This window comes from Streptomyces sp. NPDC002324 (assembly GCF_053593335.1).
On record NZ_JBSFCF010000008.1, the window covers coordinates 1 to 26,096 of the forward strand.

General features: G+C 71.9%; 20 protein-coding genes. 14 read left to right on the forward strand and 6 right to left on the reverse strand.

The features are described 5' to 3' along the window. Window positions 1-295 precede the first annotated feature (295 nt). Window positions 296-1,168 (forward strand): biotin--[acetyl-CoA-carboxylase] ligase, encoded by an 873-nt coding sequence (locus ACWCRJ_RS13300; protein ID WP_450939402.1) that lies wholly within the window; start codon window positions 296-298, stop codon window positions 1,166-1,168. A 212-nt stretch (window positions 1,169-1,380) separates the two neighbouring features. Continuing rightward, window positions 1,381-2,544, forward strand: a complete 1,164-nt coding sequence (locus ACWCRJ_RS13305; RefSeq protein WP_450939403.1) for an adenylate/guanylate cyclase domain-containing protein — start codon at window positions 1,381-1,383, stop codon at window positions 2,542-2,544. Between the two features lie 153 nt (window positions 2,545-2,697). Here ACWCRJ_RS13305 and ACWCRJ_RS13310 read toward each other — a convergent pair whose 3' ends face one another. After that, on the reverse strand, window positions 2,698-3,273 hold the full coding sequence (locus ACWCRJ_RS13310; protein WP_450939404.1) for a hypothetical protein: 576 nt from the start codon (window positions 3,271-3,273) through the stop codon (window positions 2,698-2,700). Between the two features lie 620 nt (window positions 3,274-3,893). Between ACWCRJ_RS13310 and ACWCRJ_RS13315 the strand changes: the two genes are divergently transcribed. The 3 genes from ACWCRJ_RS13315 (at window position 3,894) to hutH (ending at window position 8,130) form a co-directional block, all read left to right on the forward strand. Then, window positions 3,894-4,733: an enoyl-CoA hydratase/isomerase family protein gene (locus tag ACWCRJ_RS13315; protein ID WP_450939405.1), complete on the forward strand. Its 840-nt coding sequence runs from the start codon at window positions 3,894-3,896 to the stop codon at window positions 4,731-4,733. 150 nt (window positions 4,734-4,883) lie between these two features. Then, the gene (locus tag ACWCRJ_RS13320) at window positions 4,884-6,056 is read left to right on the forward strand and encodes a diguanylate cyclase domain-containing protein (protein ID WP_450939406.1); all 1,173 of its coding nucleotides are present in this window, start codon (window positions 4,884-4,886) and stop codon (window positions 6,054-6,056) included. Between the two features lie 499 nt (window positions 6,057-6,555). Further along, on the forward strand, window positions 6,556-8,130 hold the full coding sequence (gene hutH, locus ACWCRJ_RS13325) for a histidine ammonia-lyase (protein WP_450939594.1): 1,575 nt from the start codon (window positions 6,556-6,558) through the stop codon (window positions 8,128-8,130). A 231-nt stretch (window positions 8,131-8,361) separates the two neighbouring features. On the opposite strand, the gene ACWCRJ_RS13330 is transcribed toward hutH, so the two are convergent. After that, the gene (locus tag ACWCRJ_RS13330; RefSeq protein WP_450939407.1) at window positions 8,362-8,679 is read right to left on the reverse strand and encodes a hypothetical protein; all 318 of its coding nucleotides are present in this window, start codon (window positions 8,677-8,679) and stop codon (window positions 8,362-8,364) included. 110 nt (window positions 8,680-8,789) lie between these two features. Between ACWCRJ_RS13330 and ACWCRJ_RS13335 the strand changes: the two genes are divergently transcribed. The 5 genes from ACWCRJ_RS13335 (at window position 8,790) to ACWCRJ_RS13355 (ending at window position 16,684) form a co-directional block, all read left to right on the forward strand. Next, window positions 8,790-9,134, forward strand: a complete 345-nt coding sequence (locus ACWCRJ_RS13335) for a hypothetical protein (protein ID WP_450939408.1) — start codon at window positions 8,790-8,792, stop codon at window positions 9,132-9,134. A gap of 215 nt (window positions 9,135-9,349) precedes the next feature. Beyond that, window positions 9,350-10,618, forward strand: a complete 1,269-nt coding sequence (locus ACWCRJ_RS13340; RefSeq protein WP_450939409.1) for a L,D-transpeptidase — start codon at window positions 9,350-9,352, stop codon at window positions 10,616-10,618. A 148-nt stretch (window positions 10,619-10,766) separates the two neighbouring features. After that, complete coding sequence (locus ACWCRJ_RS13345; protein WP_450939410.1) at window positions 10,767-12,272, forward strand: ABC transporter permease; 1,506 nt, start codon at window positions 10,767-10,769, stop codon at window positions 12,270-12,272. 60 nt (window positions 12,273-12,332) lie between these two features. Continuing rightward, window positions 12,333-13,016, forward strand: coding sequence for an ABC transporter ATP-binding protein (locus ACWCRJ_RS13350; RefSeq protein ID WP_450939411.1), 684 nt, complete (start codon window positions 12,333-12,335; stop codon window positions 13,014-13,016). Window positions 13,017-13,243: 227 nt separating this feature from the next. Next, on the forward strand, window positions 13,244-16,684 hold the full coding sequence (locus tag ACWCRJ_RS13355; RefSeq protein WP_450939412.1) for a S8 family peptidase: 3,441 nt from the start codon (window positions 13,244-13,246) through the stop codon (window positions 16,682-16,684). Window positions 16,685-16,857: 173 nt separating this feature from the next. Here ACWCRJ_RS13355 and ACWCRJ_RS13360 read toward each other — a convergent pair whose 3' ends face one another. Next, entirely contained in the window at window positions 16,858-17,784 is a 927-nt protein-coding gene (locus tag ACWCRJ_RS13360) for a helix-turn-helix transcriptional regulator (protein WP_046916392.1), read from the reverse strand. A gap of 171 nt (window positions 17,785-17,955) precedes the next feature. Here ACWCRJ_RS13360 and ACWCRJ_RS13365 point away from each other — a divergent pair, with 171 nt between their 5' ends. From ACWCRJ_RS13365 to msrA, 4 genes are all read left to right on the forward strand, one after another. Further along, complete coding sequence (locus ACWCRJ_RS13365) at window positions 17,956-18,999, forward strand: NAD(P)-dependent alcohol dehydrogenase (protein WP_450939413.1); 1,044 nt, start codon at window positions 17,956-17,958, stop codon at window positions 18,997-18,999. Window positions 19,000-19,245: 246 nt separating this feature from the next. Next, window positions 19,246-20,088 carry an MBL fold metallo-hydrolase gene (locus ACWCRJ_RS13370; RefSeq protein WP_450939414.1) on the forward strand — a complete coding sequence of 281 codons (843 nt, stop codon included), beginning with the start codon at window positions 19,246-19,248 and terminating at the stop codon, window positions 20,086-20,088. 569 nt (window positions 20,089-20,657) lie between these two features. Further along, entirely contained in the window at window positions 20,658-21,110 is a 453-nt protein-coding gene (locus ACWCRJ_RS13375) for a DUF5707 domain-containing protein (protein ID WP_450939415.1), read from the forward strand. Window positions 21,111-21,267: 157 nt separating this feature from the next. Continuing rightward, window positions 21,268-21,780: a peptide-methionine (S)-S-oxide reductase MsrA gene (msrA, locus tag ACWCRJ_RS13380; protein WP_450939416.1), complete on the forward strand. Its 513-nt coding sequence runs from the start codon at window positions 21,268-21,270 to the stop codon at window positions 21,778-21,780. Between the two features lie 237 nt (window positions 21,781-22,017). On the opposite strand, the gene ACWCRJ_RS13385 is transcribed toward msrA, so the two are convergent. From ACWCRJ_RS13385 to ACWCRJ_RS13395, 3 genes are all read right to left on the reverse strand, one after another. Beyond that, window positions 22,018-23,115: a hypothetical protein gene (locus ACWCRJ_RS13385; RefSeq protein WP_450939417.1), complete on the reverse strand. Its 1,098-nt coding sequence runs from the start codon at window positions 23,113-23,115 to the stop codon at window positions 22,018-22,020. Then, complete coding sequence (locus tag ACWCRJ_RS13390; RefSeq protein ID WP_450939418.1) at window positions 23,112-24,752, reverse strand: M48 family metalloprotease; 1,641 nt, start codon at window positions 24,750-24,752, stop codon at window positions 23,112-23,114. The genes ACWCRJ_RS13385 and ACWCRJ_RS13390 overlap by 4 nt, the downstream gene beginning before the upstream one ends. Before the next feature lie 177 nt (window positions 24,753-24,929). After that, the gene (locus ACWCRJ_RS13395; protein ID WP_450939419.1) at window positions 24,930-26,048 is read right to left on the reverse strand and encodes a hypothetical protein; all 1,119 of its coding nucleotides are present in this window, start codon (window positions 26,046-26,048) and stop codon (window positions 24,930-24,932) included. Window positions 26,049-26,096: the final 48 nt, after the last annotated feature.

Here is a 26,096-nt window from a genome sequence, read left to right on the forward strand (position 1 = left end):
GCTGCTTCTCCACCGCGCGCTCGGAGCCGGCGTGCGTCGCCTCGTCGATACGACGCTGCAGGTCCGCGAGCTTCCCCGCGGTCGTGTGGATGTCGATGCTTGCTGGCGCTTCCGGCTCGGACATCGGGATGCGGCTCCCTGCCTGCTCATGGGGACGTGAAAGATCGGTACGTGCTGCTGAGCGCGTAGGGGGTGCTGCGTACGTGCTCAGAAGTGTGTGGGGTTACTCATCCGTAGCGTAGTGCTGCGCCTACCGTTCGGCAGTGCGGCGTTTACCACATCTAGGGTGGGTTGCATGACGCCGCGAGATGCCTCAGACGACGGAAACGACCAGCCCGGCGGGCGGTGGTCCGACCTCGGCCGGCCGCCCCTCAACTCCGCCTCCCTGCGCCGGGCGCTGGTCCGGGACGGCGGGCTGTGGAGCTCCCTGGACGTGGTGCCCGTCATCGACTCCACCAACACCGACCTCGCCGGGCGCGCCGACCGCCTCGCCGAGGGTGCCGTGCTCGTCGCGGAGGAGCAGCGGGCGGGCCGCGGACGCCTGGACCGCACCTGGACCGCGCCTGCGCGTTCCGGCCTGTTCTTCTCCGTCCTCCTCAAGCCGGGCGAGGTGCCCGTCGAGCGTTGGGGATGGCTGCCGCTGCTCACCGGCGTCGCCGTCGCGACCGGGCTGTCCCGGGCCGCCGGGATCGACACGGCACTCAAATGGCCCAACGACCTGCTGGTGACCGTGGACGGTCAGGAGCGCAAGGCCGGTGGCATCCTCGCGGAGCGGGCCGGAGCGGACGGCGTGGTGATCGGGGTCGGCATCAACGTCAGCCTGCGGGAGGACGAGCTGCCGGTGCCCGCCGCCGGGTCCCTGCTGCTCGCCGGAGCCGTGACCACGGACCGCGATCCGCTGCTGCGGGCCGTGCTGCGGGCGCTGGAGGAGTGGTACGGGCGGTGGCGGGCCGCCGGCGGCGACCCCTCGGTGAGCGGACTCCAGGAGACCTATGCCGCCGGGTGCGCGACCTTGGGGCGCAAGGTGCGCGCCGAGCTGCCCGGGGACCGGTCGGTCGTGGGGGAGGCCGTGGCGGTGGACGGGGACGGCAGGCTGGTGCTCGCCACGGAGGCCGGGGTGCAGGAGCCGGTGGGGGCGGGGGACATCGTGCATCTGCGGCCCGTGTGACGTGTGGGGATGATGGGGCCTGGGCACCCGGTGTCGCGTGTACGAGGGGACTCGGAGCGCCGGCCTCCGGTGGCCCCCGCCGGCGCCGGGTGCCGTCCGCCGGAAGGCGTACGCCCCCTTCGGCTCACCTCCCGGAGTGAGCTGGCGCACACCTGCCGTAGAGTTGAGGCCGGTCGAGTACGTGACCGCGGGAGATCGGAAGGGCAGCAGGAGTGAGCGTCGAGGACACGGGCTCCGGCACGGACGCGGATGACCGCGTGGAGCCGCCCCCGCTCTCGGCTTCGCTCGAGCGGTCGGAACCCCATGACGTGGACGCCGACGAGGAGGACCCGCTGGCGCTGCGCCTCGAAGGGCTGATCCTCGGGGCCGAGCGCCGGTACACCCCCTTTCAGGCGGCACGCAGCGCGGGCGTCTCCATGGAGTTGGCGTCGCGTTTCTGGCGGGCCATGGGCTTCGCGGACATCGGCCAGGCCAAGGCGCTGACCGAGGCGGACGTCCTCGCACTGCGGCGGCTCGCCGGACTCGTGGAGGCGGGGCTGCTGAGTGAGGCCATGGCGGTGCAGGTGGCCCGGTCGACCGGGCAGACCACCGCGCGGCTCGCCGAGTGGCAGATCGACTCCTTCCTGGAGGGCCTGACCGAGCCGCCGGAGCCGGGGATGACCCGGACCGAGGTGACGTATCCGCTGATCGAGCTGTTGCTGCCCGAGCTGGAGGAGTTCCTCGTCTACGTCTGGCGGCGTCAGCTCGCCGCCGCCACCGGGCGGGTCGTCCAGGCCGCGGACGACGAGGAGATGGTCGATCGGCGCCTCGCGGTCTGCTTCGCCGACCTCGTCGGGTTCACGCGTCTCACCCGTCGTATGGAGGAGGAGGAGCTCGGCGAACTGGTCGAGGCCTTCGAGACCACGGCGGCGGACCTCGTGGCGGCGAACGGCGGGCGGCTCATCAAGACCCTGGGCGACGAGGTCCTGTACGCCACGGACGACGCGGGCGTCGCCGCCGAGATCGCGCTGCGCCTCATCGAGACCATGGCCAACGACGAGACCATGCCCGAGCTGCGCGTCGGCATGGCCTTCGGCACGGTGACGACCCGGATGGGTGACGTCTTCGGTTCGACCGTGAACCTCGCCAGCCGGCTCACCTCGATAGCGCCGAAGGACGCGGTCCTCGTCGACGGAGCCTTCGCCGAGGAGCTGACCCGCACGGGCGAGGCCCCCGCCTCCGAGGCCGAGGCCGCCGAAGCCGCGGCCGCCGCGGAGAAGGAGGGCGAGGAACCGCCGACGTACCGCTTCGCGCTCCAGCCGATGTGGCAGCGCCCGGTGCGTGGCCTGGGAGTCGTCCAGCCGTGGCTGCTCACGCGGAGGCCGGGGCAGGTCTGACGGGCGGCCTGGAGGGGGCACGTTCGGTGGGGCACGTTCGGTGGGGCACGTTCGGCGGCAGGTCTGACGGGCGGGTGTCCGGGGCCCCGTGCCTGTGCCTGTGCCGGTGCCGGTGCTTTGTGGGGTGTTCCGTCAGTGACTGCGGGAGCCCTCTCACCTGCTCAGGGCGTCGTCGACACAGAGTCCGACGATCGGGACGCACAGGCCCGGCTTGGTGGGCTTCGTGGGGGTGGCCGTGTCGCCGGGGGTGGTCGGCGTGTTCGGGGAGTCCGGGGAGTGGGGTGCGGACGGCTGCTGGGGTGCTGCCGCTGGTGGCCGGGTGGGCGTGGGGGGAGCGGGGCGGGGGAATTCGGGGGTGTCCGCCCGGGGAGCGTCGGGGGCGGGCGGGGTGCCGTCGAGGTCGTCGCGTGCGCCGGGAGCGTAGGGGTCGGAGGGGACCTCGACACCGATGGCGGGGTCGGGCGGGGAGGTGGAGGGGGCCGGGGTGGGGACGGCCGCTCCCGGGGACGGCGGCTGGGTCGGGGCCGGGTTCTCGCCGCCCATGGGGGTGTCGGCGGTCGGGGTCCCCGCGTCGGCCGGGGGCTCGTCGCCCACCGTCTTACCGGCGTCGGTCGCCTCGTCCGTGACCCCGTCCGGCGCGCTCGGCGCCGGGCCCGCCGCGCCGGCGCCGCCGCCGACGGGGTCCGACGCCACCCGCAACAGACTCAGCGCGCCCGCTGCCAGCGCCATCCCGCCCACCGCGAGCAGCAGCTTCCGGGGCCGGGGACGCCGGTGCCGACCGCGCGGCCGGGGCGCCGGCTCGTCGGGAGCGCCGCCGGCCGGGTCGCAGGGGCCGGATGCGAAGGGCGAGAACGCCACGGCCGGCCGTGCCGGAGACGCCGACGGCCGCCAGGGCGCCGACTGCGCCGGAGAGTCCGGTGCTGCCGTCCTCGCCGGTGCGGATGCCGGTGGTGCCGTGGGCGCGGTGGTGGCCGGCGTCGGTGACTCCTGTCGCGCTCGTGGTGCGGTCGATGCCGGCCGGGTGGCCGTGTCCGTCGTCATGGTTCGTCCCTCCCCTACGCGCCCGTGTCCGCCGGTGCGCCTGTGGCGGAGCGCAGATTATGCGCAGGGGAGGGCGGTATGGCCGGAGAAGGCCCCGGTGTCACTCGTACGGGGAGAAGTTCGCCGGGGTTTGTCAAGGGGACACCCCGCGAGGGCTCTCGTTGGGGTGGGCGCCGGGTGCGGGGATGACGCGTCGGCCGTCCGTCCGGGTCCGCGCTTGCCGCCGGTTCCGTCGGGGGTTTGCGTCGGCCGGGGCGGCTGCGATGATCGGGGGCACGGAGTTAACCCGCGTTAACCGGGAGGGTTCTATGGGTGACGGTGCGGCAGTGGAGCGGGCGGCCGGGGTGGAGGGCGAGGAGGAGCGGCGGTTCGGGGAGTTCGTCGCGGTGCGGCGGCACGGGTTCGTCGCCGAGCTGGCGCTCGACCGGCCCAAGGCCATGAACGCCGTGTCGACCGACATGGCCCGCTCCGTCACGGCGGCGTGCGGGGCGCTGGCCGCCGACCGGGACGTACGCGTGGTCGTGGTGACGTCGACGCACGAGCGGGCGTTCTGTGTGGGGGCCGATCTGAAGGAGCGGAACTCGTTCAGTGACGCCGATCTGCTGCGGCAGCGGCCCGTCGCGCGGGGGGCGTACACCGGCGTACTGGAGTTGCCGATGCCCACGATCGCCGCCGTGCACGGCTTCGCGCTGGGCGGCGGCTTCGAACTCGCCCTGTCCTGCGACCTGATCGTGGCCGACCGTACGGCGGTCGTGGGGCTGCCCGAGGTGTCGGTGGGGGTGATCCCGGGCGGTGGCGGTACGCAGTTGCTGCCGCGTCGGGTGGGGGCCGCGCGGGCGGCGGAGCTGATCTTCACCGCGCGTCGGCTGGAGGCCGAGGAGGCGCGGGATCTGGGCCTCGTCGACCAGCTGGTGGAGGAGGGGCGGGACCGGTCGGAGGCCTTGGCGCTGGCCGCGCGGATCGCCGCGAACTCGCCGGTCGGACTGCGCGCGGCCAAGCGTGCGCTGCGGCTCGGGCACGGGCTGGATCTGCGGGCCGGCCTGGAGGTCGAGGACGCGGCCTGGCGCTCGGTGGCGTTCTCGGGGGACCGGGCGGAGGGCGTGGCGGCCTTCAACGAGAAGCGGAAGCCGGACTGGCCGGGCGAGTGAGGGCCGAGGTGGCGCGAGCGGGTCCGGTGTCGGAGGGCGGTCGGGGTGTGGGCGTGGGGCACCGGTGGCCGGCGTGGGTCACGGGTGGCCCGTACCCCTGTTCGCTTCACCAATCTCCCAAATCACCTCAAAGCTCCCTAGCCTGGGGTGATGGGAGAGGACAGGCGGCTGAGGGCCGTGGTGGCGTTGGCGCGTGGGATGGCTGGGGCGCGTACGTCGCCGGAGACGTGGTGGGCGGCCGCCGACGGGTCGTGCCGGGCCCTGTCGGGCAGCTTTGCCGCGCTGTCCGTGTGGGAGCGGGACCGCGGGCTGCTACGGGTGCTCGTGAACGTCGGGAACCGGGCGGCGGACGAGGAGGAGTTTCCCGAGCGGGAGACGTATCCGGTGCACGAGTTCCCGGAGATCGCGGAGTTCCTGCACGAGCGCTGGCTGGAGGGCGGTGAGCCCAACGCCTGGGTGGAGACGGCCGCCGGGCCGGTCGGCGGGCGGCGCCCCGGCGGCTACTGCCATCAGCGGGTCGCCGCCCTGCGCCGGCGCGGTCGCGGCTGCTGCGTGGTGGCGCCCGTCGTGATGAACGGCCGGGCCTGGGGCGAGCTGTATGTGGCCCGGCCCGCCGGGGAGCCCGTCTTCAACGGCGGTGACGCCGCCTTCGCGACCGTGCTGGCCTCGGTCGTGGCCGCCGGACTCGCGCAGTCCGAGCGGCTGGAGGAGGCCCGGCGCCTCGCCTTCACCGACCCCCTCACCGGGCTCGGCAACCGGCGCGCGGTCGATCTCCGTCTCGACGAGGCGATGGAGGCTCACCGGCGCGACGGCACGGTGATCAGCCTCGTCGTCTGCGACCTCAACGGCCTGAAGAAGGTCAACGACTCCCACGGACACGCGATGGGGGACCAACTGCTGGAGCGGTTCGGGTCCGTGCTGTCGCGCTGTGCGGCGGAGCTGCCCCGGGTGCTGGTCGCGCGGCTCGGCGGGGACGAGTTCTGCCTGCTGGCGGTGGGGCCGTCGGCGGACGAGGTGGTACGGGTCGCCGGTGACCTCTGTGTACGGGCCCGGGAGCTGGAGCCGGGCGACGGGGTCGCCTGCGGTGTCGCGTCCACCGGCGATCCGATCGGGCCGCTGCGCTCGGCCCGGCGGCTGTTCCGGCTGGCCGACGCGGCGCAGTACCGGGCCAAGGCCGCCGGATCCGTGGAGCCGGTCGTCGCGGGGCGGGAGGGGGGCGGCGCCGAGGATCCGGTGGTCAGTCTCGCGGACCGCCCGCCCGCACCCGTCGATCCCGCGCACCCGGGGGACCGGCGCCGCATTCGAGGGCGCCGGTCCTCCTAGGGCGGGCCGCGCGCGGGGTCGAGTCGACGCGCGGTCCTGGGCTGCCCACGGCCAAGGGGGGAGTGGGCCGTGGGCCGGTCTGTGGTTCGGAAGGGGCAGGGCAGAGGGAGGGTGGCTCCGGTGGGGCACGCGCCCTGCGGCGTCCGGTATTTCGACCCTACGCGCGCGTGCCCGCGGCCAGGGCTCTGACCTGGTGATTCTGAGCAACCTCGGAGGAATCTCCGACCGTTCTCCGATCTGTCTCTGATCTACGCGGATAGCGGATGGCGGACAGTGGCCAGTCGGGATCGGTCGGTGGGGATGGGGACGGGGACCGGTCGGTCGGAACGGGGACCGGTCGGTCGGAACGGGGACCGGTCGGTCGGGACGGGGACCGGTCGATGGGGCCGTGGGTCCGCTCCGGGAGGGGTCGCGCGACGGGAGTAAGGAGTCCCTCCCCGCCGCGGTCGTGACATTCGGCGATTCAGTCCCTACGATCCTGAATATGGATATGCACTCTGTGGACACGGTGGTCCTCGGGACGTCCGGGGTCACCGCGGCCGACGTCCTCGCCGTGGCGCGCGCCGACGCCCGGATCGAGCTCTCCGACGAGGCGGTGGCCGCGCTCGCGGCGGCCCGCGAGATCGTGGACGCGCTGGCGGCCAAGCCGGAGCCCGTCTACGGGGTCTCCACCGGCTTCGGCGCCCTCGCGACCCGGCACATCAGCCCCGAACTGCGGGCCCGCCTGCAGCGCAACATCGTCCGCTCGCACGCCGCCGGCATGGGACCGAGGGTGGAGCGCGAGGTCGTCCGCGCGCTGATGTTCCTGCGACTGAAGACCGTCTGCTCCGGCCGCACCGGCGTCCGGCCCGAGGTCGCGCAGACCATGGCCGACGTCCTCAACGCCGGCATCACCCCCGTCGTCCACGAGTACGGCTCCCTCGGCTGCTCCGGCGACCTGGCCCCGCTCTCCCACTGCGCGCTCACTCTGATGGGCGAGGGCGACGCCGAGGGCCCGGACGGGGTCGTACGGCCGGCCGGCGAGCTGCTCGCCGAGCACGGCATCGCCCCCGTAGAGCTGCGCGAGAAGGAGGGGCTGGCCCTTCTCAACGGCACCGACGGCATGCTCGGCATGCTGGTCATGGCGCTGGCCGACCTGGAGAAGCTGTACACGTCGGCGGACATCACCGCCGCGATCTCCCTGGAGGCACTGCTCGGCACGGACCGGGTCCTCGCCCCCGAACTGCACGCCATCCGCCCGCACCCCGGGCAGGCGGCCTCCGCGGCCAACATGCTCGCCGTGCTGAAGGGGTCGGGGCTCACCGGGCACCACCAGGACGACGCGCCCCGCGTGCAGGACGCGTACTCGGTGCGGTGCGCTCCCCAGGTGGCCGGGGCCGGGCGGGACACCGTCGCGTACGCGCGGCTCGTCGCCGAGCGGGAGCTGGCGGCGGCGGTCGACAACCCCGTCGTCCTGCCTGGGGGCACCTCCCGCTCGAGCGGAGCCGAGAGTGGGGGAGGGCGGGTCGAGTCCAACGGCAACTTCCATGGCGCGCCGGTCGCCTACGTCCTCGACTTCCTCGCCATCGCCGTGGCGGACCTCGCCTCGATCGCGGAGCGGCGCACCGACCGGCTGCTCGACAAGAACCGCTCGCACGGGCTGCCGCCGTTCCTCGCGGACGACGCCGGGGTCGACTCCGGGCTGATGATCGCGCAGTACACGCAGGCTGCGCTGGTGAGTGAGCTGAAGCGGCTCGCCGTGCCGGCCTCCGCGGACTCGATCCCGTCCTCCGCGATGCAGGAGGACCATGTGTCGATGGGGTGGGCGGCGGCGCGGAAGCTGCGGACCGCCGTGGACAACCTGACGCGGGTGCTGGCCGTGGAGTTGTACGCCGGGACGCGGGGGGTCGAGCTGCGGGAGGGGCTGGTGGCCGCGCCGGCCACCCGGGCCGTGGTGGAGGCCCTGCGGGGGGCTGGGGTCGAGGGGCCGGGGGCGGATCGTTTCCTCGCGCCTGATCTGGCGTTGGCCGACGCGTTCGTGCGGGACGGGCGGTTGGTGGTGGCCGCCGAGTCCGTGACCGGGGTGCTCGCCTGACTTTTTCTCGCCCCCGCCGCCCCTACCCGTCCCGTCCTCAAGGGGCTGCGCCCCTGCTGCCCCCCGGGTAGGGACGGGTGGGTGGTCGGGTGCGGGTGGGATGTGGTTGCTCGCGCAGTTCCCCGCGCCCCCTTGAGGGTCTGGCTGCTCGCGCAGTTCCCCGCGCCCCTGAGGGCGTGGTTGCTCGTGCGGTTGCGAGGAGCAGGGCTGCGGCCCTTGCTCCTCGCTCTTCTACGGGGCGTGCGGGAGTTCGAAGTCCTCGCGTTCGCGGCGGATCGAGTAGGCGACGAACGCCGCGCCCAGGCCGAGCATGGCCGTGCCGCCGATGACGTAGGGGGTGGTGTTCGGGCTGCCGGTGTCGGCGAGTTCGCGGGTGTCGCCGGTGGTCGAGGCCGTGTCCGACGTCGTGGTCGTCTGCTCGCGTACGGCCACTTCCTGGGTCGCGTTGGCGGACGGCACGAACCAGAGGGCACCCAGAAGGGTGCCGGCGGCGGTGGCGGTCACCAACGACCGGCGGGTGGTGGACGACGCGCGACGTGCGACGGACACGGAATATCGATCCCCTTGTGACGCTGGCGAATTGGCCGTGGAGAGCGATGCTAATGAAAGGCGCGGGTCGTGGGAAAGTCGCGTGACCTGTGAGCCGTACGCTCCGGAGCATGAGTACAACGGAGACATCACAGTTTGTCCGGCTACGCGTCGAATTGGTGGTGGAGGTCGAGGACGTCGAGGCCATCACCGGGGCCGCTCTGCGGCGGATCGCGACCGATTCCGATATGCCTGCCGATGAGCGGGTACACGCCGAGAGCGCGGTCACCGAGGACACCGCGGAGGCCCTCGCCTATCTGGTCGACCCGTTCGACCTGGTCGGAGAAGTCCCCGGGGTCGAACTGGCCCAGGCCTCCTGGAGCAGTGAGGGCATCGACTACGACCCCGATTCGCCGGAATGGGGTCTCGACGAGGATGATGACGGAGTGGGCGAAGAGGAAGACGCCCGCGGCTGAGCGGTCGGGGAAATTGATGGTCCCGGGCGGCAACCGCCGCCCGGGGTTCTTTCGTCTCACGAGGCGCACCAGTCACTTGTGCACCGCCGGGTCGCCGACGATCCGATGCGGGTGGAGTGGCGTATCCCACATATCCGCGGGAGCGGAACGGCCCGGTGCCGTCGTGGTGTTTAAGTGCTTACGGGGATCTTCGGGGTTTTGGGGATTCGGCAACGATGGAGAAGCGTGTGATGACGAACAGTAAGCGGCGCAGGGGCCTGACGGTCGCGTCCGCACTGCTCGGCGGGGTGCTGGTGCTCTCTGCGTGCAGCGGGGGCGACGGCGACAAGGGGTCCGGGAGCGACGGCGGGGACTCCTCGCAGTCCCAGGCCGACAAGGCGGCGGCGGAGAAGACCTCCGAGGCCGACATCAAGATCGCGCCGAAGGACGGCTCGGACAACGCCTCCATCAACAACTCGGCCAAGGTCACCGTGAGCAAGGGCACGCTCACCGAGGTGAAGATGACCACCTCCGACGGCACCGCCGTCGACGGCGAGATATCCGCGGACAAGAAGAGCTGGGCGCCGAGCGGGCAGCTGGAGCGGTCCACCGGTTACAAGATCACCGCCGCCGCCGAGGACTCCGAGGGGCGCAAGGCCCACGAGAACGCCGCGTTCACCACGGTCTCGCCCGCCAACAGCTTCATCGGCAACTTCACGCCCGAGGACGGCTCGACCGTCGGCGTCGGTATGCCGGTCTCGATCAACTTCGACAAGGCGATCACCGACAAGGCCGCCGTGCAGAAGGGGATCACCGTCTCCAGCAGCTCCGGCCAGGAGGTCGTCGGGCACTGGTTCAACGCCAACCGCCTCGACTTCCGCCCCGAGGAGTACTGGCAGGGCGGCTCCACCGTCACCCTCAAGCTCGCGCTCGACGGAGTCGAGGGCGCCGAGGGCGTCTTCGGTGTGCAGCAGAAGACCGTGACCTTCAAGATCGGCCGCAACCAGGTCTCCATCGTCGACGCCAAGACCAAGACGATGAAGGTCACGCAGGACGGCAAGGTCGTCAAGACCATCCCGATCTCCGCCGGTTCGCCCGAGAACAAGACGTACCAGGGTCAGATGGTGATCTCCGAGAAGTTCAAGGAGACCCGGATGAACGGCGCGACGGTCGGCTTCACCGACGACGACGGCAAGGGCGAGTACGACATCAAGGACGTACCCCATGCCCTGCGTCTGACGACTTCCGGCACCTTCCTCCATGGCAACTACTGGGCGGCCGACTCCATCTTCGGCAGCGCCAACACCAGCCACGGCTGTGTCGGCCTGAACGACACCAAGGGTGCCAACGATCCCGACACCGCGGGTGCCTGGTTCTACAACAACTCGATCGTCGGCGACGTCGTGGACATCCGGAACACCGGTGACAAGACGGTCGCCCCGGACAACGGCCTCAACGGCTGGAACATGAACTGGGCCGACTGGAAGGCCGGTTCGGCGGTCTGATCCACCGTCATCCGTAGGACGCGCGGCCGGTGCCGCCCCTGGGACACCCAGGGGCGGCACCGTTGTTTCCGGGGTCGTGCCCAGGGTTCTCATCAGGCTCTTATCGAGGACTTATCCCGTCATCACGCGGCGTCCCTAGCTTGCCGCCATGTTCTTCACCTACCTGAGGCGCGAACTGCGCCGCCGCAGAAAGGCGGCGCTCGTCGTCGCCTCCGGGCTCGCCCTGGGCATCGCGCTGGTCATCGTGGTCAGTTCCGTGTCCTCGGGCATGGAGAAGGCGCAGGGCACGGTCCTCGAATCCCTGTACGGCCTGGGCACGGACATGACCGTCACCAAGGCCGCCGCCGCGGCGGGCGAGAACGGCGGCCAGCGCCCGCGGTTCGAGTTCGACGCGCAGGACGACGACTCCGACGAGAACCAGAGCAGTGACCTCGTCCGGGTGCAGGGCTTCCAGACGCTGGCGAGTTCGACCGTCACCGAGGTCGGCCGACAGGCGGGTGTCGCGCAGGCCGTCGGCGGTCTCAGCCTCCAGGTCATCAAGGTCGACGGGCAGTTCCGGCGCGGACAGTTCCAGCAGGACGAGGGCACCGGGAGCCGGCCGGGAGGCGGTTCGGGCGCCGGTGGCCGGAACGGGGGCACGGGGCAGCCCGAGGGGCGGGTCGAGGGCGGCGGCGCGCAGTTCGACGTCGACAACTACTCCGTCTACGGCACGGACGTCACCGAGCCCGACCTGGGCCCCCTGACCTCGTCGAAGATCACCAGCGGTCGTACGTTCAAGACGTCCGAGACCGACGCCGAGGTCGTCGTCGCGGACAGGTCGTACGCCAAGGAGAAGGAGCTGAAGGTCGGTGACAGCGTCACCGTCAACAGCGTCAAGTACAAGGTCATCGGGATCGCGACACCCGACAGCGGGGACGCGGCGGCCGATCTCTACATGCCGCTGAAGCAGGCGCAGACGCTCAGCGACTCCAAGAACAAGGTCACCACGATCTACGTCAGGGCGAGCGACTCGCAGCGGATCGACGGCGTGAAGGCGGCCATCCAGAAGAACATCGACGGGACGACCGTCACCACCTCCGCCGACCTCGCCGACACGGTCTCCGGATCGCTGTCGACGGCCTCGGACCTCGCCTCCGACGTCGGCAAGTGGCTGTCGATCGCGGTGCTCGTGGCCGCGTTCCTGGTGGCCGGGCTGCTCACCTCGTCGGCCGTGTCACGGCGGGTGCGGGAGTTCGGCACGCTCAAGGCGCTGGGATGGAAGTCGGGGCGGGTGACCCGGCAGGTCGTCGGTGAGGCCGTCGTCAACGGACTGGTGGGCGGTGCGCTCGGTATCGCGCTGGGGCTCGGCGGCGCGTACGCCGTCACGGCGATCAGTCCGACGCTGCAGGCGGAGATCGGAGCGACGGGCGGCGGTTTCGGCGGACCCGGTGCCGGCGGGCCCGGCGGAGGCGGCTTCCCCGGCGGGGGCGGGCCCGGCGGAGGGCGGCAGGCGGCTTCCGACGCGCTGGACGTGGCCCTCACGGCACCCGTCAGCGTCACGACCATCGGCATCGCGGTGGGGCTCGCCGTGGCCGGCGGGCTGATCGCGGGCGCGTTCGGCGGGTGGCGGGCCTCGCGGCTGCGGCCGGCGGACGCGCTGCGGCGCGTGGAGTAGTCCGGCGGCGGCCAAGGCGCCCGCCCCACAGCCAGGTCCATCCGAATTCAGGGAGTCCACATGTACGTACTGACCGGCGTCACCAAGCGCTACGCGCGCGGCAAGGACACCGTCACCGCCCTCGACGGGGTCGATCTCACCATCGCCGACGGGGACCGTCTGGTCATCCAGGGGCCCACCGGGGGCGGGAAGTCCACGTTGCTGCAGATGCTCGGGGGGCTGGACAAGCCCTCCGACGGGAGCGTCGAACTCGACGGGACCGATCTGGCGAGGCTGTCGGAGGCGAAGCTCACGAGGGTGCGCGGCGAGAACATCGGGTTCGTCTTCCAGAGCTTCAACCTGATCCCGACGCTGACCGCGCAGGAGAACGTCGAGACGGCCCTCGTGCCGCTCGGGGTCAGGGCGAACGAGCGGCGGCAGCGGGCCGCGGAGGCGCTTGGGTCGGTGGGGCTCGGGGAGCGGCTCGGACATCTTCCGGCCGAGTTGTCCGGCGGCCAGCAGCAACGCGTCGCGATCGCCCGCGCGCTGGTGAAGCGGCCGAAGGTGCTGCTCGCGGACGAGCCCACCGGCAACCTCGACGAGTCCATGCGCGACGAGATCATGGAGGTCCTGGAGACGCTGTGGAAGGAGCACGGCCTCACGTTCATCATGGTCACCCATGACTCGACGCTGGCGAGGAAGGCCCCTCGGGTCGCGACCATCCGCAAGGGGCGCATCACGGTGAAGGAGAACGCCGGGGCGTGAGCGCCTGCCCTCATGGGGTGGAATCCGGTGAGTTCCCAGGGCGTGGGGCGCGTTGGTGTGGAGCCCGGGCGCGTGCGGGCCGTGCGTGGCCCGGGTTCGCCGCTTTGCGCCCACTCGCGAGGTATGTGACGTGAGTTGACCCCCGGTCATACTGCGTAGACCGGGGGAATTGACGTGTATGTGTGCGGAAGGTCCCCTGGCCGGATGAACCGGATCAAGGGGGAGACTTGCGCAGACACACCAAGAGCGCGTGCACGGGTGCGATCGCCATGGTGTCCGCCGTGGCGCTGACGGCGGGCCCGACCAGCCCGGCGTCCGCGATATCCGAGCGCATGACCGGCGTGGCGGGCGTGGCGGGCGTGACCGGCGTGACCGGCATGGCGGGCATGGCGGGCGTGACGGGCATTGCGGGCTTTGCGGGCGTGACCGGCGTCGGAGGCGTGGGAGGCGTGACCGCCGCCGGCCTCGCGGCAGGCCGTCGCATCACGCTCGTCACCGGTGACCGCGTCCTCGTCGACGCCGGGGGTCGCGTGCTCGGCCTGGAGCGGGCCAAAGGCCGTGAGGGCGTCCCCCTGGCGGTGCGCGAGGCCGACGGCCACACCTATGTCCTGCCGGCCGACGCGGCCCGGCTCATCTCCGCCGGCCGGGTCGACAGACGGCTGTTCGACATCACCGCGCTGAACACGTCGGCGACCCGCGCCGCCCAGCAGCAGGGCCTGAAGCTGATCGTCGGCTACACCGGAACCGCCGCCGACGCCCGGGCCGACGTGCGGGCGGCGGGCGACACCAAGGTCCGCCGCACCCTGCGGACACTGAACGCCGAAGCGGTACTCACCCCCGGGGACGACGCCGCCGCGCTGTGGAAGGCGGTCACCGACGCCGACGGCACCACCGCCACCGGGATCGCCCACCTCTGGCTGGACGGCGTCCGCGAGGTCACCCTCGACAAGTCCGTCGCGCGGATCGGCGCCCCGAAGGCATGGAAGGCCGGCTTCGACGGCAAGGGCGTCACCATCGCCGTACTCGACACGGGCGTCGACGCGACCCACCCCGACCTCAAGGGCCAGGTGAAGGCCGCCAAGAACTTCTCCACCTCACCCGACACCACGGACAAGTACGGCCACGGCACGCACGTCGCCTCCATCGCGGCCGGCACCGGGGCCGGCTCCCGGGGCACGTACAAGGGCGTCGCGCCCCGCGCCAAGCTGCTCAACGGCAAGGTGCTCGGCGACGAGGGCTACGGCGACGACTCCGGCATCGTCGCCGGTATGGACTGGGCCGCCGCGCAGGGCGCCGACGTGGTCAACCTCAGCCTGGGCGGCGGCGACACCCCCGAGACAGACCCGATGGAGGCGGCGATCAACAAGCTCTCCGCCGAGAAGGGCATCCTTTTCGCGGTCGCCGCGGGCAACGAGGGCGACTGGGGCGCGGGGACGGTCGGCTCGCCGGGCAGCGCCGCCGCCGCGCTCACCGTCGGCGCGGTCGACGACAAGGACCGGCTCGCCTCCTTCTCCAGCCGGGGTCCCACCCTCGACGGCCGGATCAAACCCGACGTGACCGCGCCCGGCGTCGCCATCACCGCCGCCGCGGCCCCGGGCAGCGTCATCGAGCGCGAGGTCGGCCAGAAGCCCAAGGGCTACCTGACGATCTCCGGTACGTCGATGGCGACCCCGCATGTCGCCGGCGCCGCCGCCCTCCTCAAGCAACAGCACCCGAAGTGGACGTACGCCGAACTGAAGGCCGCCCTCGTCGCGTCCGCCAAGGGTGGCGCGTACACCCCCTTCGAGCAGGGATCGGGCCGTATCCGCGTCGACAGGGCGATCAAGCAGAAGGTCGTCGCCCGGCCCGTCTCGGTCGACTTCGGCGTCCACCGGTGGCCGCACACCGACGACAAGCCGGTGGCCAAGAAGCTCACCTACAAGAACCTCGGCACGAAGGCCGTCACCCTCACCCTCGCGGTGACCGGCATGAACCCCAAGGGCAAACCCGCCCCGGCCGGCTTCTTCAAGCTCGGCGCCAGGAAGGTCACCGTCCCGGCCCGCGGCAGGGCCACCGTCGACCTCATCGTGAACACCAGGCTCGGCGGGAACCTCGACGGCGCCTACTCCGCGTACGTCACCGCCAAGGGCGGCGGCCAGGGCGTCCGCACGGCGGCGGCCGTACAGCGCGAGGCGGAGTCGTACGACGTCACGCTGAAGACGGTCGGCCGGGACGGCGCACCGGCCGTGCACCACGTGCTCGACCTGACCGGCGTCTCCGGGCTCGCCCGGAACACGTGGTTCACGCCGTACGACCAGGACGGCACGGTCGATCTCCGGGTACCGGAGGGCGACTACATCCTCAACGCCGGGATCGTCGTGGACCCGGAGGACTCCGCCAAGGGCGTGGACTGGCTCGCCCGGCCGACGCTCACCGTCGACCGGCGGATCTCCCTCACGCTGGACGCCCGCACGACGAAACCGGTGGACATCTCCGTGCCCGATCCCGCCGCCCGACAGGTCCTCGCGGCACCGGAGTTCGCCCTGACGGTGGGCGAGGAACAGTACTCCTCCGGCTGGCTGCTCGACACGTACGCGGGGTTCCGCACCGCGCACCTCGGCCCGCGTACCGCCGGCGGCAGGCTCAGCCAGACCTGGGCCGGCCAGTGGACCGGGGGCGGCACCGCGCAGTACGCCACCGCCGGCGGAGGCAAGGTCGAGAAGCTCGCCACCGGCTGCACCAAGCACTGGAAGAAGGGCGAACTGGCCACCGTGCGGACCGGCCTGGGCGCCTCCGGCACCGGAAAGAAGGGCGCGGTCCTCGCCTGGGCCCAGCTTCCCGGCAGCTCCGGTTCGCCCGCCGTGGGCGTCCCGCAGCCGGTGCCCGGCAAGCACACGCTGTATCTGTCCGCCGCGAACGGGGTGTCATGGGTCCTCGACTTCGAGCAGTACGGCGCGGAGGACGAGCAGGGCTTCCCGCTCCTGGACGCCTACTACACGACCGGCGACAGCCGCACCTTCGAGGCGGGCCGGACGTACGCGCAGACTTTCAACGTCGGGATCTTCGGACCGCGGATCGCCGGGAGCCACGGCATCCGGCGTGACGGCGCGTACCTGTACGGCCTGCTGCCGATGTTCGCCGACGGCCGGGGGCACGCGGGAGCGTCCGTCTACGAGAAGGTGACGACCATCCTGTACCGCGAGGGCGAGAAGTTCGCTGCGGGCGAGGACGCGCTGGACGGGTCGGGCCAGTTCAGGCTCCCGGCGGGCCGCGCCGCCTACCGGCTGACGACCTCCCTCACCCGTTCCGCCGACCTGGCCAGGGCCTCGTCCCGGATCGACGCGAGCTGGACCTTCACCTCCGAGAAGACCGCGCGCGACACGAAGATGCCGGTGTCGACGGTCCGCTTCGGCGCCCCGTTCCTCGGCCTCGACAGCACCGCTCCGGCGGGCGGCAGGGCCACCGTCCGTGTCACCGTGCAGGGCGCGGCCGCAGGCGACAACCTCAGGTCACTGTCCGTGTACGTGTCGGGCGACGGCCGGAAGTGGACCGAGGTCGCGGTGAAGAAGGGCGCGTTCACGCACCGGACCCCGGCGGCGGGGAAGAGCGTCTCGCTGCGCGCCGAGGTGACCGACAAGCAGGGGAACACGTCGACGGTGACGATCCACGACGCGTACTTCGGCAGGTGAGGCACCCCGTCTGAGGCACCCCGTCTGAGGCACCCGTCTGAGGCACCCGTCTGAGGCACCCGTCTGAGGCACCCGTCTGAGGACTTCCATCCGAGCCGCGCCGCGGCAGACGAGCCACGCCGCGGCAGACGGGACGTGGCAGAGGGCATCCGGGGTGACGTCGTGGCACCCGGCTACGGCGTCACCCGCGGTGCCCGAGGCGCGTCCGTGCCCCAGCTGGCCAGGAGGCGGAGGGCGTCGGCCGAAGGGGATCCCGGCTCGGCGTGGTAAGTGATCAGACTCTGCTCGTGATCGTCGGGCAGCTGCAACGTCTCGAAGGAGAGGGTGAGTTCACCGACCAGGGGGTGACTCATGCGCTTCACGCCGTGACTCTTCTCCTTCACGTCGTGCGTCGCCCACAGCCGCCGGAACTCCTCGCTCTTCACCGACAACTCGCCCACCAGCGCCGACAGCAGCGGATCGTCCGGGTGACAGCCCGCGTCCATCCGCAGATAGCTGACGATGTCGGCCGCCTTCTGGTCCCAGTCGAGGTACAGATCCCGGTAGTCGGGCCGCAGGAACACCATCCGCGCCCAGTTCCGCTCCTGCGCCGGCAACTCCGACCAGTCCCCGAACACCGCCGCCGCCATCCGGTTCCAGACGAGGATGTCCGAGCGCCGGCCGGTGACGTACGCGGGGACCACGTCCAAGGTGTCGATCAGCTGCCGCAGGGAGCTGCGCACCTGCTGGGGGCGGGCCGACCGCTTCTTCTTGTGCGCCTTCGGCTTCGCGAGGTGGGTGAGGTGCGCGTGCTCGGCGTCGGTCAGCCGCAGGGCGCGCGCGATGGCGTCCAGCACCTCCGCCGACACATTGCGCCCGTTGCCCTGCTCCAGCCGCGTGTAGTACGCCACCGACACCCCCGCGAGCTGCGCCAGCTCCTCCCGGCGCAGCCCGGGGACCCGCCGGTGCCGCCCGAAAGCCGGCAGCCCCACGTCCTCCGGCTTCAGCCGGGCCCGGCGGGTGCGCAGGAACTCGCTCAGCTCGGCGCGCCGGTCCAGGGCACCGGCGGCTCCGGCCTCACCGAGGGGTGGCAGTTGCGCTGCTTCGGGCTGTTCGTCCATACGGCAAGTATTCACGGTCGTACGCCGGGGAGCCTGACCCCGCCAGTGGTAGGACCAGCGGACGTACGCAAAGCCGTGGCCTGGGTGAACCCTGTGACTTCGGGCAGGCTGGTATCCGCACCCGGCCGGAAGGCAGGCCGGTTGCGGGACGACGATCAGGAGAATCCCGGCATGACCACCACTGTTGCCGCCTATGCGGCGCCCGCCGCCAAGGCTCCGCTGGAGCGCACCACCATCGAGCGCCGCGACGTCGGTGAGTTCGATGTTCTGATCGACATCAAGTACGCCGGTATCTGTCACTCGGACATCCACCAGGCCCGCGAGGGCTGGGGCGAAGCGATCTTCCCGATGGTCCCGGGCCACGAGATCGCCGGTGTCGTCGAGGCCGTCGGCTCCGGTGTCACCAAGTTCGCCGTCGGCGACAAGGTCGGCGTCGGCTGCATGGTCGACTCCTGCCGCGAGTGCGAGAACTGCCGCGCGGGCCTGGAGCAGTACTGCCTCAAGGGCAACGTCGGCACCTACAACGCCATCGGCAAGGACGGCGAGCCCACCTACGGCGGCTACGCGGAGAAGGTCGTCGTCGACGAGGCCTTCACCCTTCGCATCCCCGACGGCATCGCCCTCGACGAGGCCGCGCCGCTGCTGTGCGCCGGCATCACCCTGTACTCGCCGCTCAGGCACTGGAACGCCGGCCCCGGCAAGAAGGTCGCCGTCGTCGGTCTCGGCGGCCTCGGCCACATGGGCGTCAAGATCGCCCACGCGCTCGGCGCCGAGGTGACCGTCCTGTCGCAGTCCCTCCGCAAGCAGGAGGACGGCCTGAAGCTGGGCGCCGACCACTACTACGCGACCAGCGACGAGGCGACCTTCAAGGAGCTCGCGGGTACCTTCGACCTCATCGTGTCGACGGTCTCGGCCCCGCTGAACCTCGACGCCTACCTCTCCCTGCTGAAGACCGACGGCGCCTTCGTGAACGTCGGCGCTCCCGAGGAGCCCGTCGCCCTCAACCTCTTCTCGGTGATCGCCGGCCGCAAGACCCTCGCGGGCTCCGGCATCGGCGGCATCCAGGAGACCCAGGAGATGCTCGACTTCTGCGCCGAGCACGGCCTCGGCGCCGAGATCGAACTGATCCGCGCGGACCAGATCAACGAGGCGTACGAGCGGGTGCTGGCGAGCGACGTCCGCTACCGCTTCGTGATCGACACGTCGACGATCTGAGAAAGCCGGTCCGGAAAGCAGCGGCCGCGGCCGCTGCTTTCCCATGTGCTGGGCATGAGCAGGGGCGGCGGGGCGAGACACCTCACCCGCCCCCTACCCATGACCCCCGGACCCACCCCGTCCGGATGCGGACCCATCCCGTCCGGATGCGGGCTCACCCCCACAGCCGGACGATGGAGCGGGGAGAAGACACACGGCACGCGGCCGCGCAGCGATCACCACCCGGGGGGTGCGGAGGAGGGCGACATGCCCCTTCAGAAGGTCCGCCCCGGCACCGTCCACACGGTCCGCCCGGACATCACCGTCCTCGCCGACAGCCTGGAGGTCCCGGGCATCGGCCACATCCCGGTCAACGCCTTCGTGCTGTCGGCCGCCCAGCCGGTCGTCGTCGACACCGGGCTCGGCCTGCCCGACCGAGACTTCGTCGAGACGCTCGCCACCGTCCTGGACCCGGCGGACGTGCGCTGGATCTGGCTCACCCACCCCGACCGCGACCACACGGGCGGCCTCTTCGACCTGCTCGCGGCGGCGCCCGACGCCCGGGTCGTGACGACCTTCGTCGGCGCGGGAATCCTCTCCTGCGAACGCCCCCTGCCCCTGGACCGCTGCTATCTGCTGAACCCGGGTGAGTCGATGGACATCGGCGACCGCACCCTCACCGGCTTCCGCCCGCCCCTGTTCGACAACCCCGCCACCGTCGGCTTCTTCGACGACCGCTCCGGCGTCTGCTTCAGCTCCGACTGCTTCGGCGCGCCCCTTCCCACGGCCGGACTCGCCCAGGTCGACGACGTCCGCGAGGTGCCCGCCGACGACCTGCGCATGGCTCAGCTGCTGTGGGCCACGGTGGACAGCCCCTGGGTCAGGACGGTCGACAAGGACAAGTACCTGGCGACCTTCGGCCCGCTCAAGGACCGCGAGCCCGACCTCGTCCTCTCCACCCACCTCCCCCCGGCCACCGGCATCACGGGTTCCCTCTTCGACACCCTCGCCACCGCCCCCGACGCCCCGCCCTTCACCGGCCCCGACCAGGCGGCCCTGGAACAGATGCTGGCGGGATTCGAGCCGAACGGGGGCGGCCACGGGCGGTGAGCGCGAGCCGGCGCCGGCAGCGGGCTGGACCTCGCATCGCCGCGGTGGCCTGCCCGTTTCCCGCCGCCACCAGCCTTGGTGCCTGCCGCAGCGGGACATCATCCCAAGGGATGATCGAGCAGCGGCGTCAGGGTTCCACGATGGAGCGCGCCGAAGGATACGGACCGGCAGGGCGGGCGCTCTGGTCGAGGGCTTCGCCCTGAAGGCACATGGCGCCGCCGACCTCGCCCGCCTGCAGTTCGTTCGGGACACAGTGGGGCTGGACCGCTGCTTGGCGGTGTTCGTCGCTTCATCGGCTGGCGGAGTCGGCGACGGCACGGGTGCGTGACCGGCTCGCGGATCACTCTGTGGAGCGCAGCGAGAGGTCGGCGTAGGAGCCGTCTGGGCCGTACACGGCCGTCGGCAACTGCGGAGCCGTCGCTGCCATGCGCACCAGGGTGCAACACCCGTCTACTCAGGTTGAGTTGAGTAGGTGCGCTCATGTCCGGCGGGTCCCTGCGCGGCGAGTATCGGGGGAGCGGCGCAGAGAGTGCCGTCCCGATTCAGCTCGGATTCTTATGGAGTCTCCTATGTCCCGACGTACTGCTCTGTCCGTGGCCGCCGGTGTCGTTGTCCTCGGTGGTGCCGGTGCCCTCACCCTTGCCTACGCCGGAGACCAGTCGGTGAAGCTGGCGCACAGCGCCGCGCGTTACGCCGCTCCCCACGGCGACCGCGACGGCTCGCTCACCTTCGCCACCGACGTCACGGCGTCCTCCGGTGTCAAGAGCGTGAAGGTGCTGGCATGGCCGCAGGACTCGTCCTTCGCCAAGGACGGGCTGACCGCCAAGGACATGGCCGGCGCGGAGTCTGCCGTATGCAAGTCCTCCGGAAAGGACACCGTGCACTGCACGTACGGCGTCAAGGTCACCGGTTCCGACGCGAAGTCCTCCCCGCGGGGCGCCTGGCACGTCGCCGTCCTGGCCACCGCCGAGGACGGCACCACGACCATGGACACCGAGGCGGCGGACTTCACCGTCCGGTGACCCGGCCGGGTACGCGACCAGGAGCGGGCGCGACCCCGCTGGGTGGGGGTGGAATCGCCCGGCGCCCTCGCGCGTTGAGGTCGGTGGGCGTCGGATGGCGATGGCGTACGAGCCGAGTACGCCGAGCCACCGAGCTGACACGTATGGGAGGGCCACAATGGCTGCGCAGACGCAGAGGGCCGTGCTGGCGGGCGGGTGTTTCTGGGGAATGCAGGACCTGATCCGCCGGCTCCCGGGGGTGGTGGCGACCCGGGTCGGATACACGGGGGGTGACGTGCCGAACGCGACGTATCGCAACCACGGCACGCACGCGGAGGCCATTGAGATCCTTTTCGACCCTGCGGGAACCGACTTCCGCGCGATCCTGGAGTTCTTCTTCCAGATCCACGACCCGAGCACCCAGAACCGCCAGGGCAATGACATCGGCCTCAGCTACCGCTCGGCGATCTACTACGTGGACGACGAGCAGAAGCGGATCGCCGAGGACACCATCGCGGATGTGGACGCCTCCGGTCTGTGGCCGGGCAAGGTCGTCACCGAGGTGGAGCCGGTCGGCCCCTTCTGGGAGGCCGAACCCGAGCATCAGGACTATCTGCAGCGCTACCCGGACGGCTACACCTGCCACTTCCCGCGTCCGGGATGGCGGCTGCCCGCCCGCACGGAGGGCTGACCCCGCGAGACGGCCCGGCGGAAGGCGGAGGCCCCGCAGCCGGCCGGTGCCCGGCATCCGGGACCGGTGGTGCCGAGCGGGGCGCTGAGGACGGTGTGGCGGTCGGGCACGGTGAACGACAGCTCGGCGCGGCCTCGCGGGGCGGTGCCTGGTGAACGTTCCTGGCACCGCCCCGCGTTCTGTCCGGCGTCCGCGCGGGCTCGGTCCCGCACAGCCCGCACAGCCCGCACAGCCCGTTCAGTCTGTCGCGGACGCCGCCGCCACCGCCCCCGCCGAGGCGTTCCGGATGCGGCAGTAGAACGCGGCCATCGCCTCGCCGTCGCCCTGATAGCGCCACGGCAGGGCGTTGACGTACCCGTCGACCAGCCTGAACTGTTCGAGCGCGGCGTCGTCGCGGTCCTGCAGGGCGAGGTAGTACGCGAGCAGGTGCCGCAGTTCGGGCAGGCGCGGGTGGGCGGGGTCGGCGGCGGCGGCGTCCGCGAGGCCGGCGTCCACGCGGCCGATCATCCGCGGCGTACGGTCGACGCTGTTGTCGTCCGACGTGTCGTGCTCGAAGTGCGCGATGAGCGGGAACGCGGTGAGCAGGCTGCCGAGGGGGGCCTGGGCCGCCGCGCGCTCGGCGAACTCCACCGCCAGCCTCTCCGAACCCCGCCACTTCGCACACCAGTACTGCAGTGCCGAGAAGTGGGCCTCGTAGTGGTGCGGGGCGCGGGCGGTGATTTCCGCCCACAGCCCGTCCATCTCGGAGTTCGGGTAGCCGAGCCCCAGCGCGACCCAGATCTCGGTGATGTACGGCGTGGGGTCGTCGGGGTTGAGCGCCGCCGCCCGGCCGATCTCCTCGCGGGAACGTTCCAGCATCCGGTGGAAGCCGCCGAACTGCTCGCCGGTCGTGTACTTGGCCTTCTTCCCGCCGCGCAGGTTCCAGGCCAGGATCACGGTGCTGCGGGCCCGTACGACGGCGGCGTCCGGGTCGTCGGGGCGGTCCGCCTCCCAGGCGAGCAGCCAGTCGTCCTCCTTCGCCGCGATCTCGCCCAGCAGATACGCGGTGAACGACCGGCGCTCCCAGTCCCGGCCGGCGTCGTGCATCAGCTTGGCGGCCGCCTTCCAGTCGCCGCCGCGGACGGCGGCCAGCGCCGCATCGTGGCCCGCCGGCAGGGGACCCGAGAGCCCGGAGTTCTGGCGCTCCGCCGGCAGCAGCCCCAGCGCCTCGGCGACGTCCGGGGCGGCGTCGGTGCCGGGGGAGAAGAACTCCTTGAGGAAGACCCAGGCCATCCAGAGGCCGAAGAGCACGGTCGGTACCGCCAGGACGGCGAGTATCCAGAGCAGTACGGTCATCGCGGTGCGTCCGTCTCTCGGTTCGCGGGGTCCTGGGGCGCGGGCAGCAGCGTGCGCAGCGGGCCCGTGTCGGGGTGGTCGGCGACCGCCGCGGCGATCGCGCTGCCCAGGTCGGCCTCCGTGCCGTCCGGCGCGGGCGGCAGCCGTACCGCTGCCGGTTCCGACCAGGAGAACTCCCAGCTCAGCCGGGAGTGGGCGCTCAGTTCGGCCAGCACCATGCCCTGCATCGCGTCCGCCAGCGCGGGCCGCGCGAACTCGCGGAAGGCCCGGCCCTGCGCCTCGGCAGCCTGGTCCGACAGCGGCAGCCGCCGTGCCAGCTGCCACAGCTGACCGTCGTCGATGACCTTGAGCAGCGCGGGCAGGGACGGGTGGCCCTTGGTGTACATCGCCAGAGCCCGGTGCAGCGCGGTGTCGAGGGAGGCGAGGTTCGCGACCATGGCGCCGTCGAGCAGCTCCTGCCAGTCGGCGGTGCGCCGGAACCGCAGGACGTCCTCGGTGAGGACCGCGTCCTCCAGCGCTGCCAGGGTCCGGTCGGGGTCGGTGAGCAGTCCGAGCGCCGCGCCCCGGGCCTCGTCCGCGCGGCCGTCGGCGGGCAGCGCCTCGATCCGCTCGACCCGGTCCGCGATGGGCGGGTGCGAGTCGTAGGGCGAGGCAGGTTCGGTGGGCAACTCGGTGCGCAGACCGACCAGTTCGAGCTGGCGGGCGGAGAGCATCCGCCCGTAGCCGCCGAAGAACTCGCCGCGCGGCGGAAGCAGCCGGGCCTCGGCGCCGAGCGTGGCGTAGCTGTTCATGTAGAAGCCGAACGCGGCGTCCAGCGCCGGTATCTCGCGCAGCGCCGAGGCGGTGGCGTCGCGGCCGGCGATCCGGGCGGCCGCGGCGTCGGCGGCGTACTCCTGGCGGCGCGAACCGGTGAGCGTGGCGCGGATGTAGAGCTTGCCGTAGCCGGCGTAGATCCACGCCATCGCGCGGTAGGTGATGCCCGCGCCCGTCGTGTCGATCTCCTTGGTCTTCTTCCCCTTGGCCGCGGTCTTGGCGTTCTTCTTCTCCAGCCGGGCCCGCTCGCGTCCCGCGGTCCTGTCGGCCCGCTCCTCGAAGTCCCCGATGGTGCGCAGCACCTGGGCCCGGCCGCGGGCGGTGATCGCGGCGAGCCTGGTGTCCGCGTTCGAGTAGTGACCCAGTTCATGGGCGAGGACCGCGCGCAGCTGCGCCTCGGTCAGGCCCTGCGTCAGCGGTATGCCGAGGTAGAGGTGGCGCGGTCCGGGCAGTAGGCCGAGCAGCCGGGCGTCCTCGCTGACGGCGGCGTTGACGTCGGCCGTCAGGACGATCCGGGACGGCGCCCGGGTGCCGACCGCGGCAGCCAGTTCCCGTACGGTGCGCCACAGCGCGGGCTCGTCGGCCTCCGTCACCGGCAGGCCCGGCGGATCCTCGCCCTTCGGCGTCCGCAGCATGAACAGGCCGCGGACCAGCGGGATCGCCAGCAGTACGGAGACCACGTAGAGCTTGGCGGCGAGGCTGGAGGGCGCATGCAGGTAGAGCAGGTAGTCGGCGCCGGCGAGCGCCGCCAGCAGGAGCACGCCGAGCAGATAGAAGCCGGCGAGCAGCACGAGGGCGCGCAGTGCGCGCAGGGTCGCGCCCATTGGGCAGAGGTCCCCCCACGGGAAAGATCGCGAACGATCATTTATGCGTTGAAAATGGTCAAAGTCGGACGGCTTGAGGCGTGTCCATGACCAAAAGGTGTGAGGGGCGGAGTATTTCGCACGGATGTGCGGGGTCGCAAGGGCCGGCCTGAGGGACGGGCCCCGCGACCCGGTCGGTCAGTGCGGCAGCGTCGCGGGACTCCCCCCGTTCGCCTCGTAGCCCGCCACCGCCAGGGCCCGGTATATCGCGTAGTCGGCGGCCGGGTCGGAGGTGAGGGTCCAGGGAAGGGCGCCCACGTGCCCGTCGACGTGCATGAGCTGGTCCATGGCCTCGGACCAGCGCTCGGAGCGGACCAGGAAGAAGACCAGCAGGTGGCGGACATGGGCCAGCATCGGATCGTCCGGCCGCGCCGCGTGCACCGCGAACAGCGCGCCGTGGATCGCCTTGGTGACGACCTCGCTGCGGTAGAAGCCCTGCACCAGGTTCACCTCGGGCAGGTGCTCGAAGACCGCGAAGAGCGGCATGGCCGCGAGCAGCGACCCCTGCCGGGCACGGGCCGCCGCCGCCTCGGCGAAGGAGTACGCCAGCTCCCGCGAGCCGTGCCACTTCTCGCACCAGTAGTGCAGGGCCGCGATGTGGGCGCCCATGTGGTCCGGGGCACGGTCCAGGATCTTCAGCCAGAGCTGCTCGAACTCCGCGCGGGGGTACGCCAGGCCACGCGCCACCGACAGCTCGATGATGTACGGGATCGGGTCGCCGGGGGCCAGCAGCGCCGCGTCACCGCACGCCGACCTGGCCTCCTCCATGATGATCCGGAAGTCGTCCGTGCCGGGCGTCGACGTCCGCCACGCCTGCTGCACCAGGAACTCCGCGTGCACCGCGGCACCGCCCGCATCCTTGGGCGCCTCCGCGCGCCACACCCGCAGCCACTGCCCGCCCGGCGTCTCGCCCACCCCGCCGGGCCGCTGCGCCAGCTCCAGCGCCGCCGCACCCGCGAACGCCTGCACCCGCTGCCAGCGGACCTCGCCGGCCGCCTCCGTACCGGCCAGCAACTGCTTCGCCGCCCGGTAGTCGTGGGAACGCTGCACCACGTCCAGCACGTCCAGCAGATCCTGGTCGGGGCCCGGCATCCGCACGTCCAGCAGCTCCTGCCGCACGAACCCGTAGTCCGCCGGGTCCGCCGCGTCCGGGTGCCCCGCCTCCACCTGCTGAATGCCGGCCCTGCGGCGCGCCAGGATCGGCCACGCCACGAAGCCGATCATGAGCATCGCCATCAGGACCCAGAGAATCTCCATGCCACAAGGGTTCCAGACCCGGCCGACAATTGCCCAACCCGGCCCGTC

What these genes read in the sequence shown, in the direction of transcription:
- ACWCRJ_RS13350 (WP_450939411.1), top strand. Translation starts at nt 12,333, where the DNA reads ATGTACGTACTGACCGGCGTCACCAAGCGCTACGCGCGCGGCAAGGAC.
- ACWCRJ_RS13395 (WP_450939419.1), bottom strand. Translation starts at nt 26,048, where the DNA reads ATGGAGATTCTCTGGGTCCTGATGGCGATGCTCATGATCGGCTTCGTG.
- ACWCRJ_RS13300 (WP_450939402.1), top strand. Translation starts at nt 296, where the DNA reads ATGACGCCGCGAGATGCCTCAGACGACGGAAACGACCAGCCCGGCGGG.
- ACWCRJ_RS13375 (WP_450939415.1), top strand. Translation starts at nt 20,658, where the DNA reads ATGTCCCGACGTACTGCTCTGTCCGTGGCCGCCGGTGTCGTTGTCCTC.
- ACWCRJ_RS13365 (WP_450939413.1), top strand. Translation starts at nt 17,956, where the DNA reads ATGACCACCACTGTTGCCGCCTATGCGGCGCCCGCCGCCAAGGCTCCG.
- ACWCRJ_RS13320 (WP_450939406.1), top strand. Translation starts at nt 4,884, where the DNA reads ATGGGAGAGGACAGGCGGCTGAGGGCCGTGGTGGCGTTGGCGCGTGGG.
- ACWCRJ_RS13310 (WP_450939404.1), bottom strand. Translation starts at nt 3,273, where the DNA reads ATGGCGCTGGCAGCGGGCGCGCTGAGTCTGTTGCGGGTGGCGTCGGAC.
- ACWCRJ_RS13390 (WP_450939418.1), bottom strand. Translation starts at nt 24,752, where the DNA reads ATGGGCGCGACCCTGCGCGCACTGCGCGCCCTCGTGCTGCTCGCCGGC.
- ACWCRJ_RS13385 (WP_450939417.1), bottom strand. Translation starts at nt 23,115, where the DNA reads ATGACCGTACTGCTCTGGATACTCGCCGTCCTGGCGGTACCGACCGTG.
- ACWCRJ_RS13340 (WP_450939409.1), top strand. Translation starts at nt 9,350, where the DNA reads ATGGAGAAGCGTGTGATGACGAACAGTAAGCGGCGCAGGGGCCTGACG.
- ACWCRJ_RS13315 (WP_450939405.1), top strand. Translation starts at nt 3,894, where the DNA reads ATGGGTGACGGTGCGGCAGTGGAGCGGGCGGCCGGGGTGGAGGGCGAG.
- ACWCRJ_RS13335 (WP_450939408.1), top strand. Translation starts at nt 8,790, where the DNA reads ATGAGTACAACGGAGACATCACAGTTTGTCCGGCTACGCGTCGAATTG.
- ACWCRJ_RS13345 (WP_450939410.1), top strand. Translation starts at nt 10,767, where the DNA reads ATGTTCTTCACCTACCTGAGGCGCGAACTGCGCCGCCGCAGAAAGGCG.
- ACWCRJ_RS13370 (WP_450939414.1), top strand. Translation starts at nt 19,246, where the DNA reads ATGCCCCTTCAGAAGGTCCGCCCCGGCACCGTCCACACGGTCCGCCCG.
- ACWCRJ_RS13360 (WP_046916392.1), bottom strand. Translation starts at nt 17,784, where the DNA reads ATGGACGAACAGCCCGAAGCAGCGCAACTGCCACCCCTCGGTGAGGCC.
- msrA (WP_450939416.1), top strand. Translation starts at nt 21,268, where the DNA reads ATGGCTGCGCAGACGCAGAGGGCCGTGCTGGCGGGCGGGTGTTTCTGG.